The organism is Streptosporangium saharense (assembly GCF_014203715.1).
Taxonomy (GTDB): Bacteria; Actinomycetota; Actinomycetes; order Streptosporangiales; family Streptosporangiaceae; genus Streptosporangium; species Streptosporangium saharense.
In genome coordinates, this window is the sequence record NZ_JACHJP010000009.1 from 69901 (window position 1) to 84739 (window position 14839).

At 72.7% G+C, this 14839-nt stretch carries 12 protein-coding genes; 7 read left to right on the plus strand and 5 right to left on the minus strand.

All coding sequences use genetic code 11. The features are described 5' to 3' along the window. Position 1: 1 nt before the first annotated feature. From FHS44_RS31060 to FHS44_RS31080, 5 genes are all read left to right on the plus strand, one after another. The gene (locus FHS44_RS31060) at positions 2–979 is read left to right on the plus strand and encodes an ABC transporter permease (protein ID WP_184721175.1); all 978 of its coding nucleotides are present in this window, start codon (positions 2–4) and stop codon (positions 977–979) included. Next, positions 976–1794 carry an ABC transporter permease gene (locus FHS44_RS31065; protein ID WP_184721177.1) on the plus strand — a complete coding sequence of 273 codons (819 nt, stop codon included), beginning with the start codon at positions 976–978 and terminating at the stop codon, positions 1792–1794. Before FHS44_RS31060 ends, FHS44_RS31065 begins: the two co-directional genes overlap by 4 nt. Continuing rightward, positions 1791–3566, plus strand: coding sequence for a dipeptide ABC transporter ATP-binding protein (locus tag FHS44_RS31070; protein ID WP_184721179.1), 1776 nt, complete (start codon positions 1791–1793; stop codon positions 3564–3566). The genes FHS44_RS31065 and FHS44_RS31070 overlap by 4 nt, the downstream gene beginning before the upstream one ends. A gap of 137 nt (positions 3567–3703) precedes the next feature. Next, a complete protein-coding gene (locus FHS44_RS31075) occupies positions 3704–5074 on the plus strand; it encodes a transaminase (RefSeq protein WP_184721181.1) in 1371 nt (456 codons plus the stop codon). A gap of 411 nt (positions 5075–5485) precedes the next feature. After that, on the plus strand, positions 5486–6694 hold the full coding sequence (locus tag FHS44_RS31080; protein WP_184721183.1) for a cytochrome P450: 1209 nt from the start codon (positions 5486–5488) through the stop codon (positions 6692–6694). Here the strand turns inward: FHS44_RS31080 and FHS44_RS31085 are convergent. Next, positions 6684–7829 (minus strand): PP2C family protein-serine/threonine phosphatase, encoded by a 1146-nt coding sequence (locus FHS44_RS31085; RefSeq protein WP_184721185.1) that lies wholly within the window; start codon positions 7827–7829, stop codon positions 6684–6686. The two genes, FHS44_RS31080 and FHS44_RS31085, sit on opposite strands and share 11 nt — an antisense overlap. Positions 7830–8073: 244 nt before the next feature. Between FHS44_RS31085 and FHS44_RS31090 the strand changes: the two genes are divergently transcribed. Continuing rightward, positions 8074–8517 carry a CBS domain-containing protein gene (locus FHS44_RS31090; RefSeq protein WP_184721187.1) on the plus strand — a complete coding sequence of 148 codons (444 nt, stop codon included), beginning with the start codon at positions 8074–8076 and terminating at the stop codon, positions 8515–8517. Further along, positions 8514–9806 carry an ArsB/NhaD family transporter gene (locus FHS44_RS31095; protein WP_184721189.1) on the plus strand — a complete coding sequence of 431 codons (1293 nt, stop codon included), beginning with the start codon at positions 8514–8516 and terminating at the stop codon, positions 9804–9806. The genes FHS44_RS31090 and FHS44_RS31095 overlap by 4 nt, the downstream gene beginning before the upstream one ends. Here the strand turns inward: FHS44_RS31095 and FHS44_RS31100 are convergent. From FHS44_RS31100 to FHS44_RS31115, 4 genes are all read right to left on the minus strand, one after another. Then, on the minus strand, positions 9803–10819 hold the full coding sequence (locus FHS44_RS31100; protein ID WP_184721191.1) for a FecCD family ABC transporter permease: 1017 nt from the start codon (positions 10817–10819) through the stop codon (positions 9803–9805). The two genes, FHS44_RS31095 and FHS44_RS31100, sit on opposite strands and share 4 nt — an antisense overlap. Next, a complete protein-coding gene (locus FHS44_RS31105) occupies positions 10816–11868 on the minus strand; it encodes a FecCD family ABC transporter permease (RefSeq protein ID WP_312863883.1) in 1053 nt (350 codons plus the stop codon). Before FHS44_RS31105 ends, FHS44_RS31100 begins: the two co-directional genes overlap by 4 nt. A 4-nt stretch (positions 11869–11872) precedes the next feature. After that, positions 11873–12955, minus strand: a complete 1083-nt coding sequence (locus FHS44_RS31110; protein WP_184721193.1) for an iron-siderophore ABC transporter substrate-binding protein — start codon at positions 12953–12955, stop codon at positions 11873–11875. Positions 12956–13054: 99 nt separating this feature from the next. Further along, the gene (locus tag FHS44_RS31115) at positions 13055–14818 is read right to left on the minus strand and encodes an ABC transporter ATP-binding protein (protein ID WP_184721195.1); all 1764 of its coding nucleotides are present in this window, start codon (positions 14816–14818) and stop codon (positions 13055–13057) included. Positions 14819–14839 lie beyond the last annotated feature (21 nt).

Consider the following 14839-nt stretch of genomic DNA (forward strand, 5'->3'; position numbering starts at 1 on the left):
CATGTCACGACCGGCAACGGGCGGCAGGGGGCGGTGGCTGCTGCGCCGGGTCGCCTACGGCGCCACGGCGGTCTGGGCGACCAGCGTCGTGGTGTTCGCCGCGACCCAGGCGCTGCCCTCCGACCCGGCCATGGCGATCCTCGGCGGGGACGCGACCCCGGAGAGCCTGGCCCGCCTGCGGCTCGACCTCGGGCTCGACAGGCCGCTGTGGCAGCGCTACCTCGACTGGCTGGGCGGCGTCCTCACCGGTGACCTGGGCCGATCCCTCGACTCGGGCACCGACGTGGCGACCCTGCTCGGCGGCAGGATCGCCAACTCCCTGGCGCTGCTGCTCCTGGCGCTGAGCGTCGCCGTCGCCCTCGCGCTCGCCCTCGGGCTGTTCGCCGCGCTGCGCAGGGGCGGTCTCGCCGACCGCGTCGTCACCTCCACGGCCGTCTCCCTGCAGGCCGTACCGGGCTTCGTCGTCGCCGTCGCGCTGATCGTCCTGCTGGCCACGACCGTCTGGCCCGTCCTGCCGGCCGCCTCGTTGCTGGAACCCGGCCTCTCGCCGTTCGCCCAGCTCCACTATCTCGTCCTGCCCGCCCTGACCCTGGTCGTCGCGGAGACGCCCTACCTGCTGCGCCAGGTCCGCTCCTCGGTGGTCGAGGCCCTGGAGTCCGACTACGCGACCGCCGCCAGGCTGCGGGGCGTCCCCGAGCGCCGGGTGATCTGGCGCCACGCGCTGCCCAACGGGCTGGTGCCCGCCGTACAGGCGACGGCGTTGACCACCGGGGTGCTGCTCGGCGGCTCGCTGGTGGTCGAGGTCGCCTTCAGCTACCCGGGTCTCGGCGGCGCGCTGAACGCCGCGGTCGGCGCCCGCGACATCCCGGTGATCCAGGCCGCGGCGCTGCTCATCGCGGGCGGGGTCGTCGTCGTCAACCTCCTCGCCGACCTGGTCACCGTACTGCTGACGCCCAGGCTCAGGACGGGGGAGTCGTGACCCTCCTCCCACGTGACCGGCAGGTCAGGGCGGGGGCGCTGCTGACCGTGCTCGTCGTGCTGGTCGCGGTGCTCGGGCCGGTGGCGGCGCCGTACGCGGCCGACGAACTGGTCGGACCGGCCTACGGCGCGCCCGCGCCGGGGGCGCCGCTCGGCTACGACTACCTGGGCGCCGATGTGCTGTCGCGGGTGCTGCTCGGCGGGCGCTCGCTGGTGCTGACGACCGTCTGCGCCGCCGTCCTCGCGCTGCTCGCGGGCGCCACGATCGGCATGCTGGCCGCCTGGACCGGGCGCCTCGCCGACCGGGCCGTGCTGTGGTGCGCCGACGTGCTGCTGGCCTTCCCGCACCTGGTGCTCGTGCTGCTGGCCGTCTCGATGCTCGGCCGTTCCCGCCCGCTGGTCGTGGCGACGGTCGCCGTCACCCTGCTCCCCGGCACCGTACGGCTCGCGAGGAGCCTGACCCTCGGCGTCATGAGACAGGAGTACGTCGAGGCGGCCAGGCTCCTCGGCTATCCCCGGCGCAGGATCCTGTTCCGCGAGATCCTGCCCAACGTCACCACGCCGCTGCTGGTCCACCTGGGCGCGATGCTCACCTGGTCGGCCGGGCTGATCGCCGCGATGAGCTTCCTTGGGTACGGCGTGGCGGCCCCGGCGGCCGACTGGGGGCTGATGGTCAACGAGAACCACGGCGGCCTGCGGATACAGCCCTGGGCGGTGCTCGTCCCCGTCGCCCTGATCGCGCTGTTCGCACTGGGCGTCAACACCCTGGCCGAGGGGCTCGGCCGTACCGTCGCGCGGGTCGAGGAGGAACGGTGAGCGCCCATCCGCTGCTGCGCGTCGAGGGGCTGCGGGTCGCCCTGGACATCGGGCCCGAGGTCCTGTCCGGCGTCGACCTGACCCTCGACCCCGGCGAGATCGTCGGCCTGGTCGGCGAGTCGGGTTCGGGCAAGACCACGCTGGCCACCGCCCTGCTCGGCCACGCCAGACCCGGCGCCAGGATCACCGGGGGCACGGTCACGGTCGGCGACGTCGAGATCCTCGGGCTGCGGCCCCGGGAACTGCGGCGGGTGCGCGGCGGGCTGGTCGGCTACGTCGCGCAGGACCCGGCGACCGCCCTCAACCCGGCGCTGCGGATCGGCACCCAGCTCGCCGAGATGGCGGCCGTGCACCTGCGTGGCCGTGAGGTGACCGCCGAGGTGGGGGCCGCGCTTGAGGCCGCCGGGCTGCCCTCCGACAGGGCTTTCCTGCGGCGCTACCCGCACCAGCTCTCCGGGGGTCAGCAGCAGCGCGTGCTCATCGCGCTCGCCTTCCTGCCCAATCCGCGCCTCGTCGTGCTCGACGAGCCGACGACCGCGCTCGACGTGACCACCCAGGCGCGGGTCCTGGCCTCGGTGCGGGAGATGTGCCGGGACCGGGGAGCCGCCGCGGTCTACGTCTCCCATGACCTGGGGGTCGTGCGAGGGCTGGCCGACCGGGTGGCGGTCATGTACGCGGGCCGCGTCGTCGAGACCGCCCCTCTTGGCGCACTTTTCTCTTCTGTCTCCCCGCCGGGGGCGAGGCATCCGTACACGCGGGGGCTGCTGGCCGCCTCCCCCGACGTCGCCGTCCGCGGGGCGCCGCGGCCCATCCCCGGGCACGCCCCGTCCGTGACGGCCAGGCCGCCCGGCTGCGCGTTCGCACCGCGCTGCGTCGCCGCCGACGCGCTCTGCCGTACGGAGACACCCGGGCAGGTCGAGGCGGGACCGGGGCACGTGGTGGCCTGCCATCACCCGCTTTCCGGTGCCGTCGTCCCCTCGGAGGCCGCTGTCGTGCAGGACGTGGTGGGGGAGCCGTTGCTGCGGGCCAGGGACGTCTCCTTCTCGTACGGCTCGCAGCGGGTGCTGCACGAGGTGTCCCTCGATCTGCGGGAGGGGGCCTTCCACGCGCTGGTCGGGGAGTCCGGTTCCGGCAAGACGACCCTCGCCAGGGTGCTGTCCGGGTTCGGCGGCAACGTCACGGGTGACCTGTCCTACGCGGGGGAGCCGCTCGCGGTCTCCGGCGCCGACCGGCCCGCCGAGCTGCGGCGCCGCATCCAGTACGTGTTCCAGAACCCCTACCGCGCGCTCAACCCCCGGCACACGGTCGCCGAGATCCTGCGGACCCCGATCCGGCACCTCTTCGGCGTCCCGGGGGACGAGGCGCGGCGGCGTGCCCTGGACGCCCTCGGCAGGGTCGCGCTCAGGCCGGAGATCGCCGGGCGCCGCCCGGGGGAGCTGTCCGGGGGCGAGCGCCAGCGGGTGGCCGTCGCCCGCGCCCTGGTCTGCGAGCCCAGCGTGCTGATCTGCGACGAGATCACCTCGGCGCTCGACGTCTCGGTCCAGGCCGCCATCCTGGAGCTGCTCACGACGCTGCGCCGCGACGGCCTGACCGTGCTGTTCGTCACCCACGACCTGGGCGTGGTCCGGGCGGTCGCCGACGAGGTCTCCGTCATGCACCGGGGGAGGATCGTCGAGCACGGCCGTACGGACGACGTCCTGGACGATCCCGAGGCCCCCTACACCCGGTCCCTGGTCACCGCCGCGCGGGGAGCCGTCCGCCAGACGTGGTAACCCAGTCCTATTTCCTGGATCACGGTGGAAGGTAGCGTCGAGTTCAGGGTCCGTGCCGAGAACATCCCCGGGTGGCGACGTGCTCGGCCGTTCCCCAGACCGGCCTCGGCCGGGAGCTCGATCGCACAGGAGGAACAATGACGGATGACCGAACCGCCACCGTGCCGCAGGGGATCGACGCCCGCAGCCTCGAAGCGCTGCTGACACGCGAGCGCGCCGCCTGGATCGAGGGCAGGCCGAAGTCGGTGGCGCTGCACGAGCGCGCCCTCGCCTCGCAGGTGAACGGCACACCGCAGCACTGGATCAGGCAGTTCCCGCCGCCGGTGCCGCTGACGGTCGAGCGGGCCACCGGTGCCCGCCTGCACGACGTGGACGGGCACGACTACGCCGACTTCGGTCTGGCGGGTACGGCGGCGCTGTGGGGGCACGACCACCCCGCGATCGTCGCGGCGCTGCGTGACCAGCTCGGCCGGGGCAGCGTGATCCTGTGGCCGAACGAGGACCACGTGTGGGTGACCGAGGAACTGCGCGACCGCTTCGGCCTGCCGTGCTGGCAGTTCGCCGTCTCGGCCACCGACGCGAACCGGTTCGCGCTGCTGCTGGCCAGGGTGACCACGGGGCGGGACCGGATCCTGATGTTCAACCGGGCCTACCACGGCGCGGTCGAGCAGACCTACGCCGTGCTGACCGAGGAGGGCGTCACGCCGCTGCCCGGCGTCGACGCGGGCGGCGTGGACGTGCGGCGGACGACGAAGATCGTCGAGTTCAACGACCTCGAAGCGCTGGAACGGGAGCTCGCACCGGGGGACGTCGCCGCGGTGATCGCCGAACCGGTGATGACCAACGGTGGCGCGGTGGTCCACCCCGACCCCGGCTTCCACGCGGGCCTGCGGGAGATCACCCGCCGTACCGGGACCCTGCTGCTCATCGACGAGACCCAGACGATCCCGGCCGGTCCCGGCGGCTGCGTCCGTGAACTCGGCCTGGAACCGGACCTCATCACCATGGGCAAGTGGGTCGCCGGGGGTGTCCCCGCCGGTCTGTACGGCATGTCCGAGGAGGTCGCCGCGGCGGCGGCGCGCTACACCCAGCACGGCGACGGCGGTCTCGGCAGCACGCTGGCGAGCGGCCCGCTCGCGGTCAGGGGCATCCGGGCGGTGCTCGAAGAGGTCATGACAGAGCGGACGTACGCGCACATGACCCGCCTCGCCGACCGCTACGCCCGTGGGATCGAGGAGGTCATCGCGACGCACCGCCTGCCCTGGCACGTCGGCCGCCTCGGGGGCCGCGTCATGTACGCCTTCACCCCGGAGCCGCCGCGCAACGCCGGGCAGCCCTATCCCCGCAGTGCCGCGCTGCGTGAGGCGCTGTGGCTGTATCTGGCCAACCGGGGGATCGCGCTCGACGGGATGAGCGGCGCGGCGCTGTTCTCGCCGCTGACGGAGGAGTCCGACGTCGACCGGCACAACGAGCTGTTCGCCAAGGTGATCGCCGAACTCGTGGAGTAGGTGGAGTAGCTCGTGCGGCGGGTTCACCAAGGCCGAGGTGGACCCGCAGCCGCGACATTCCCTTGACGGCGGTTCATCCCGGGAAAGGTTTTCGCCTGATTCGCGGTCGCCATGTCACATGACCGGGTCGCGGAGACGCTTTTCGGAACCGCGCGTCCTGCCCGGTGAGAAAGCCTTCGACGCGGTGTGGGACAGGGAAAGCGGAGGTCGGAAACAGCCCGAATTGACGTCTCGAACGAGCTTTTCCACTCTTTTGTCCAGCCCCAAAAGCGACGTATGAAACGTTGACGACACCGCCATGTCGCCCCAGGGGATTAATGATTTTCACAAAAAATATCCTTGTCGGGCAAACCATTCGGTGAGAGGTTTGGGAAACGGTTCGCCGTCGATTTCAAGGGGTGCCTCTCGGCCATGGCTGATGACGTCAACGACCTCGAAGATCCCGCAGACCTTCCCAAGCTTCCTTTTCTCCGGAACAATCCCCTCGACCTGCCCCAGGCCTATCACGCGTTACGCGACGGGGAACCGGTGGCCAGGGTGTGCACCCAGGCGGGCGACGTCGCCTGGCTGGTGACCGGTTACGAGGAGGCCAAGGAGGCCTTCGCCGACCGGCGCCTCGGCCGTTCGACCCCCACCCCGGAGCGGGTGTCCAGGATCTCCAACTCGGTGCTGCTCGGCGGCCCGCGCAGCGACACCATCGAGGTGGAGAAGACCAAGCACGAGCGGATGCGCCGCCTGTTCGCCCCCGCCTTCTCCGCCCGCAGGATGAGCGCCCTCGCGCCACGCGTCAGGGAGTTCGTCGACACCCTCCTCGACGACATGGCCGAGCACGGGCCCCCGGCCGACCTGCGGGAGCGCGTCTCCCTGCCGCTTCCCGTGCTGGTGATCTGCGAGCTGCTCGGCGTGCCGTACGCCGACCGGGGGCACTTCAGGAAGCTGGCCGAGACGGTGGGGACCCTGAGCGACCCGCGCCGGGCCCAGGACGCGATGGACGCGCTGAGCGAGTACACCAGGAAGATCGTCATCGACAAGCGGGAGAACCCCGGCGAGGACGTCTTCTCCGACCTGGCCAGGGCGGACGTGCCGGACGAGGAGGTCGCCCTGCTGTCGGCCGGGCTGCTGTTCGCGGGACACGAGACGACCATCAACCAGATCGACTACGGCGTGCTGCTGTTGCTGTCCAACCCGGAGCAGCGCGACGCCCTGGTCGCGGACCCGGCGATGATCGACAAGGCGGTGGAGGAGATCCTGCGGGTCGCGGCGCCGAGCAACCACGGCCTGCCCCGCTACGCCCACGAGGACGTGACGATCGGCGGGGTGACGATCGAGCGCGGCGACGCGGTGATCATCGCCATGACGGCGGCCAACCGGGACGTGCGGGCCTTCGCCGATCCGAACCGCTTCGACATCGGGCGGGTGCCGGGCAGCCAGCACCTCGGGTTCGGCTACGCGGTCCACTACTGCATCGGGGCGAGTCTGGCCAGGGTGGAGATGCGGGAGATGATCGGCGGCCTGTTCCGCCGCTTCCCCACGCTCTCGTTGACCGTGCCGCCTGAGGAGCTCACCGAGCAGCGCGACTCGCTCACCGGAGGGGTCGACCGCATCCCGGTCACCTGGTGACCTCGGCTCCGCCTCCCGTCCGGGGGCGGGGATGGCGGCGCAGCAGCAGCATCGCCGCGTCGTCCTGCAGCGGCCCGCCGATGTGGTCGAGCAGGTCGGCGCGCAGTTCCTCAAGCGCGGCCTGGGGGTCGGAGCCGCCGAGCACCCCGGCCCGGTCGAGGAGCGGATAGAAGACGCCGGAGGCGTCACGGGCCTCGATGACGCCGTCGGTGTACAGCAGGATCTGGTCGCCGGTCCCGAACGGCACGCGGTAGGGGACGGGCTCGGTGTCACCGAGGGAGACGAGGCCGAGCGGGGGAGTCTCGGTCTCCGGCTCGGCCAGCTCGATCCGGCCGTCCCGGCGCATGATCAGGGGCGGCGGATGGCCGAAGTTCAGCAGGGAGATCTCCTCCTCGTGCACCTGGGCGAGGATGGCGGTGACGAACTTCTCGCCCCCGAGGTGGCGGGCGAGGCTGGTTTCGAGGCGGTCGCCGATGCCCGGCAGGTCGGGTTCGTCGTAGGCCGCCTCGCGGAACGCGCCGAGCGTCCAGGCGGCCGTCTCCACCGCCTGCAGCCCCTTGCCCTGCACGTCGCCGATGAGCAGGCGCACCCCGTCCGGGGTGGTGACGACCTCGTAGAGGTCCCCGCCGATCCGGGCCTCGGCGGCGGCCGAGGTGTACGACAGGGCGATGCGCAGGTCACCCGCCCGGCGCGGGACCGGGCGCAGCAGCACGTGCTGGGCCGTCTCGGCGACCATCCGCACGTTGGCGAGCTCACGTTCGCGGCGGATGCGCAGGTGCGCGGCCAGCATGCTGGCACCGGTCACGGCGGCGATCGTCGCCATCGTGAGGTTGTTCTGCCGGGTGAACAGCACGCCGCTGTAGGAGGACAGCGGCAGGCAGATGACCAGTGCCAGCGCGCCGACGAGAACGGTGCGCCGTACGCCACCGGCCACCGAGGCGAAGGTCGGGCCGAGGGTCAGCAGGGGCAGGAAGCCGAGCCTCGGCCCTGCGAGGAGGTCGGTCAGGCCGACGGCGCCCATCACCGCGAACGGAAGGATCTTGAGTATCGCCTGTGATCTGCGATGGATCTCCGGCGCCGGGGGGTGCAGGGCTGGCCTCCAGGAGTCGTCGAACGGTGAACGCCTGCTGCTCATGGTGCCGAGTGAGCATCACGATCGGCTGGCAAGTTTGCACAACTAGGGTTCGATCCTTCCCTATGTGCGGGGACTTTCCTCCATTGTGCGCGGGAGGGGCGCTGGTAAGGTCGCTCCCGGTGAGCCGGGAAGTCTGGTCGGCATGTCATGCCGTGTGCCCTGAGACGACCTGGAGATGCTCGCCGATGTTCCCGCTTCTCACCCGCCGGACCCCTGACCCGCGAAGAGCAGCGAGGACCCTCTGATGCGCGCACGTGACCTGCTGACCGCATTTCCCACGGTCACCCTGGAGACCCCGGTCGCCGAGGCGGCCCGGCTGCTGGCCGACCAGGGACTTCCCGGCCTGATCGTGGTGGACGGCGACGGCCTGCCCATCAGCATCCTGCCCGGCACCCAGGTGCTCCGCCTGGCCGTGCCCGGCTACTGCCAGGACGATCCGGCGCTGGCGCGGGTGATCGACGAGGCGCACGCCGACGTCTTCCTGCGGGCGGTCGCCGGGCGGACGGTGCGTGAGGCGATGCCCCGCGAACGCAGGGAGCTGCCGGTCACCGACCCGGACGCCACGGTGCTGGAGGTCGCCGCCCTCATGGCGCGCACCCACAGCCCGCTGGCCGCGGTCGTCGAGGACGGCCGCCTGGTCGGCGCCGTCACGCTGCGGACGCTGCTCGACCGGGTGCTGGCCGCGTGAGCGCCCTCGCCTGGCTGTCGGTCGCGGTCTTCCTCGGCGCCTACGCGCTGATCGCCACGGAACGCGTCCACCGGGTCGCCGCGGCCCTCGGCGGCGCCGGGATCATGCTGCTGATCCACGCGACCGACGCCGAGGCCGCGTTCTTCTCCCCGCACACCGGCGTCGACTGGAACGTCGTCTTCCTGCTGCTGGGCATGATGGTCATCGTCGGCGTGCTCAAACAGACCGGCGTCTTCGAGTATCTGGCGATCTGGGCCGCGAAACGGGCGAGGGGCAGGCCGTACCGGCTGATGGTGCTGCTGGTCGTCATCACCGCCGTCGCCTCCGCGCTGCTGGACAACGTCACCACCGTGCTGCTCATCGCCCCGGTGACGTTCCTGGTGTGCGAACGGCTGGCCGTGCCGGTCGCGCCGTTCCTGATCGCCGAGGCCATGGCCTCCAACATCGGCGGCACCGCGACCCTGGTCGGGGACCCGCCCAACATCATCATCGCCAGCCGGGGCGGCCTGACCTTCAACGACTTCCTCGTCCACCTGGCGCCGCTGATCGTGCTGCTGATGGTGATCTTCGTGGTGATGTGCCGCTTCCTGTTCCGTAAGGCGTTCACGCACGACCCCGCGCGGGCGGCCGACGTGATGGCGCTCGACGAGCGTGAGGCGATCACCGACAGGAAACTGCTGTGGCAGAGCCTGATCGTGCTGGCCCTGGTCCTGGTGGCCTTCGTGCTCCACCCCGTCCTGCACTACGAGCCGTCGGTCGTGGCGATCCTGGGGGCGGGTTTCCTGGTCGCCGCGACGAGGGTGACCGCGGAGGAGGCCATCTCCGAGGTGGAGTGGCCGACCCTGACGTTCTTCGCCGGGCTGTTCGTCATGGTCGGCGCGCTGGTCGAGACCGGCGTCATCGAGCAGATCTCCCGCGCCGCCGTCGAGGCCACCCAGGGAAGGACCGCCGTGGCCGCGACGGGCCTGCTGTGGGGGTCGGCCGCGATCTCGGCGATCGTCGACAACATCCCCTACGTGGCGACGATGAGCCCCATCGTGGCCGACCTGGTGAACGCGGCAGGGGGCGGCGAGCAGGCCAGGGTGCTGTGGTGGGCGCTCGCGCTCGGCGCCGACCTGGGCGGCAACGCCACCGCCGTCGGCGCCGCCGCCAACGTCGTCGTCATCGGCATCGCCGCCCGCAACGGCACCCCGATCAGCTTCTGGGGCTTCACGAAGTACGGCCTCGTCGTCACCCTCGTCACCGTCGCCGTGGCCACGCCGTACCTGTGGCTGAGGTATCTGGTCTAACCGCGCCGCCCCGTGCGCCTGACCAGCAGCCACAGGAGGTACGGCGCGCCGACGACGCCGGTGACGACGCCCGCGGGCAGCGGCACGCCGGGCACCGCGAACTGCGCGACCAGGTCGGAGGCGAGCAGCAGCGCGGCCCCGGTCAGCGCGGACGGCAGCAGGGCGACGGAGCCCGTCCCGACGACGCGGCGCGCCACCGGGGCGCTGACCAGCGCGACGAACGGCACCGGCCCCACGACGGCGACGGCCGCGGCGGCCAGGGCGGCGGCGAGTCCGAGCAGCAGCATCCGGACGCGTTCGACCCGCTCACCGAGCGCAGTGGCCGGGTCGTCGCCCAGTTCGAGGACGGGCAGCCGACGCCCGGCGGCCAGCGCGGCGGGCACCAGTACGGCCCCGCAGACCGCGAGCGTCAGCGAGGTGTCCCAGCCCGCCCTGCCCAGGCTGCCGTTGATCCACACCAGCGCCTCCTGGGCGTCGCGCACGTCGCTGCTGGTGAGGACGTACGACACGAGGCCCATGCACAGGGCGGACACGCCGATGCCGACGATGACGAGGCGGTAGCCCGCGCGACGCCAGGACAGCAGGTGGACGGCCGCGGTCGCGACCAGGGCGCCGCCGAGCACGACGGCGGTCAGCGACAGGCCGCTCAGCCCGAAGCCGATGAGCCCGAGGATCCCGGCCGCGCCCGCGCTCTGCGTGACGCCGATGACGTCCGGGCTGGCCAGGGGGTTGCGCAGGATCGACTGGAGCAGCGCGCCCGACATGCCGAGACACGCCCCGGCGAGCAGCGCGGTGAGCATGCGCGGCATGCGCAGCTCCATGATGACGAACCCGGCCATCGCGTCCGCGCGGCCGAGGAGGGCGTCGAGGACCTCCTGCGGGCTGACCGACGCCTTGCCGAGCGTGAGCCCGCACACGGCGAGCGCGGCGATCACGACCGCGAGCACGAGGGTGACCCCGGCCTCGCGCAGCCGTGCCCGCCTGCGCAGACGGCCGGTCAGGGAGGCGGTCATCGGCTTCCCTTCCCGCGCGGCCGTACCAGGGCGATGAGCAGGGGGGCGCCGACCGCCGCGACGACCACGCCGACCTGGAGCTCGCCGGGACGGGCGACGATCCTGCCGAGCACGTCGCAGCCGATGAGCAGGATCGGGCCGCAGAGCGCCGCATAAGGGACGATCCAGCGGTGGTCGGGACCCGCGAGCCAGCGTGAGGCGTGCGCGACGATCAGCCCGGCGAAGGCGATCGGCCCGGCCGCCGCGGTGGCAGAGCCGCACAGCAGCACCACGGCCAGCGCGGCCAGCGCCCGGGTGAGGCCGACCCGCTGGCCGAGCCCCCTGGCCACGTCCTCGCCCAGGGCCAGGCCGTTGAGCGGCCTGCTGACCGCGACGGCGAGGACGAACCCGGCGACGATCCCGGGCAGCGTCTGCCACAGCACCGGGAACCCCCGGGCGGCCAGCGCGCCGACCTGCCAGAAGCGCATCTGGTCGAGGGCCGAACGGTCGGTGAGCAGCACCGCGGTGACCAGCGAGGTGAGCGCCGCGCTGACCGCGGCCCCGGCGAGCACCAGCGTGACCGGGCTGGCGCCGCCGCGCCCCGCCGCCCCGGCCACGCCGTACACGAAGGCCGTCACCACGGCGGCCCCGGCGAAGGCGTACCAGAGCCTGCCGCCGTCCTGGACGCCGAACACGCTGATGGCGACGACGACGAAGAGGGAGGCGCCGGAGTTCACCCCGAGCAGGCCGGGATCGGCCATCGGGTTGCGGGTCAGCCCCTGCACGACCACCCCGGCCACGGCCAGGCCGAGCCCGGCCGTCACCCCGACGAGGGTCCTGGGCAGCCGCTTCTCGACGATCACCAGGTGGTGCGGGTTCGCCGGGTCGTAGTGGGTGAGCGCCTGCCACACCGTGCGCAGCGGCAGCGCGTTGGCGCCGACGGCGAGGCTGAACGCGCACACCGCGACCAGCGCCACGGCGAGCAGGAGCAGACCGGCGGCCAGGGGGCCGATCCGGCGCCGCAGGGGGGTGGCCTCCCGGGCGTCCCGGGAGGTGGACAGGAGGGGCACGAGGCTACGCGCCGGTCTTCCCGACGGCGGCGGCGAGCTGCGGGACGTACCGGTCGAGCATCCACGGGATGGACAGCACGGTCGGCGCGCTGCTGGCCATCACGAACGACTCACCCACGATGGGCGCGAAGCGCTTCTCCCTGATGTTGGGCATGGCCGCGATGACCGGGTCGGCGACGAACTTGTCGGCCTCCTTCTGGGAGCCGAAGTACATCACCAGCACGTCGGCGTCGATCTTGCCGACGTTCTCGTAGCTGATGCCGTAGAAGTAGGAGCCCGAGGTGGGGTCACCGTCGAGCGCGGCGACGCTGGGGCTCACGGTCATGCCGAGATCGACGAGCAGTGCCACCCTGGGGTCGCTCGCCCGGTAGATGTTGAGCTGGTCGGCCTCGTTGGCGGCGCCGTACAGGAAGGACTTGCCCTTCAGGACTGGGTTGGCCTGGGCGAGGGAGGCGACGTAGGCGGCGGTCTTCTCCCGCAGCGCGGTGGCCTCGGCGCTGCGGCCGAGGGCCTTGCCGATGATCTCGATCTGGTCCTGCCAGGGCAGCGCCCACGGCTTCTCGGGGTAGGCGACGACCGGGGCGACCTTGCTGAGCTTGGCGAAGTCGTCCTTGGTGATGCCCGAGTAGGGGGCGAGGATGACGTCGGGACGGGCCTCGACGATCTCCTCGAACGGCACCTCACCGCTGTCGGAGCTGAGCAGGGCCGGGGTGGTGCCGCCCAGTTCCTTGATCTTCTCCGCGTCCCAGGGGAGCACGCCGTCGGCGTCGCCGCCGTAGGTGTTCTTCGGCATCGCGACCGGGACCACGCCGAGGGCGAGCACGGCGTCCTGGCTCGACCAGCCCCAGGTGACCACGCGCTCGGGCTTCTTGGGGATCACGGCGTCGCCGAGGGCACTGGGGATGGTGACGGGGAAGGCGTCACCGGCGGGCGCGGCCTGGCTCCGCGAGGCGGACGCCTCGGGCGCGGCGGGGCCGGAGGGGGTGGTGGAGGCGGAACACCCGGCGAGCGCGACAGCGGTCAGCGTGACCAGCGCGGACAGCATGGTCAGCGCGTTCCTGGATCGCGACCGTACGGCGGTGAGCATGCGATTCTCCAAGTGACGGAAGAGAATTTAGGCAAGGCTTACCTTACTCATCCCTTTTCGCCCTTTTTCACCGGGGGTGGGGGAGCGGTGACAGGGAGATCATCCCGCCGTGGCGCGGGTGTCCGACCAGGCCTCCCACAGGGCGGCGTAGCGCCCGCCGAGGGCCAGCAGCTCCTCGTGCGTGCCGCTCTCCATGACCTGGCCGTCCTCCATGACGACGATCCGGTCCGCCGTCGCGGCCTGCGTCAGCCGGTGCGCGACCACCAGTGCGGTACGGCCCCGCGCGGCACGGGCCGCGGCCCTTTCGAGCGCCCGGGCACCCGCGCTGCCCGCCTCGGCCGTCGCCTCGTCGAGCACCGCGACCTCGGGGTCGGCGAGCACCAGCCTGGCCAGCGCGAGCTGCTGCACCTGCGCGGCGGTGAGCCGGTGTCCCGCCTCGCCGACGACCGTGTCCAGCCCCTCGGGCAGCGCGTCCGCCCACTCCAGCGCGCCGACCAGGTCGAGCGCCGAACGCAGCTCCTCCTCGTCGGCCCCCGGCCTGGCCAGCCGCAGGTCCTCGGCCAGCGGTCCGGCGAACACGTGCGACTCCTGCGTGACCAGCACCACCGCCCGCGCCGCGCCGGGCCGGGCGGCGGGCAGCCGTACGGTCCCGGCGGAGGGGCGCTGGACGCCCGCGACGATCCTGGCCAGCGTCGACTTGCCCGCGCCGCTCGCGCCGACCAGCGCGACCTGCTCGCCGGGGCGCAGGACGAGATCGACGCCGCGCAGCACGGGCCGTCCCGCCTCGTAGGCGTGCCCGGCGCCCGCCACGGTCACCTCCCGGCCCTGCCCCGACGCCGCCTCCTGCCCGGCCTCGGGCCCGGGCTCCGGCTCGGGGGGCAGCGTGGCGACCCCGGCCAGGCGCGCCAGCCCGGCCAGGGCCGACTGCGCGTCGTCGAGTAGCACGAGCGCGTTGTTGATCGGGCCGAACAGGCTGTGGAAGTACAGCGCGGCGGCGGTCGCGGTGCCGATGGAGGCCGTGCCGTCCCGCACCAGGAGGAACCCGGCGAACAGCACCGCGGCCAGCCCGATGTACTCGGCGATGTGCAGGCGGCTGTAGAAGCCGACCACGAGCCTGACCCCGCGCATCGTCAGCTCGATCGCCGCCCGCGAGGCCTTCGCCACCCGTCCGGTGTGCTCGTCCTCCATCCGGAAGGCCCGTACGGTCTCCGCGCCGCCGATCGTGTCGAGCAGCCGCTGCTGGATCCCCGCCGCCGCGACCCGCTGGCGGGCGTACAACGGCACCGCGTTGCGCACGTACCAGCGGGCGGTGTGCGCCTGGACCGGCACCGCGAGCAGCGCGGCGACCAGGAAACGCCAGTCGAGCAGCGCCAGGGCGCCGAGCGTCAGCACGATGGCCAGCAGGGACCGGGCGAGCTCGGGCATGGCGTTGCGCACCGACTCGGCGACCCGGGACACGTCACCGGTGACCCTGGCCGTCAGGTCGCCGGAGCCCGCCCGCTCGACCCGCTCCTGCGGCAGCAGCAGCGCCCGCTCCACGAACCGCTCCCGCAGCGCGGCCAGCATGGTCTCGCCGAGCCGAGAGATCAGCGTCAGCCCCAGCGCGGTCGCGCCTCCCTGCAGGACCGCGACGAGCACCAGCAGCACGGCGGGGGTGGTCAGCTCGGAGGCGGGACGGCCCTCGGCGACCAGGTCCACGATGTGCCCGAGGAGCGGTTGGGGGAGCAGCCCGAACGCGGTCGCGCCGACCATCACGGCGAACGCGGCCAGGGCCAGTCCACGGCGCGGTCGCAGCAGCTCCCACACGAGGGCCCGGGTCCGCGCGGGCGAAGCCGTCGGCAGCGCCTCTTCGGACAACGCCATCTCCCTGAAAGGTGTCTCCTG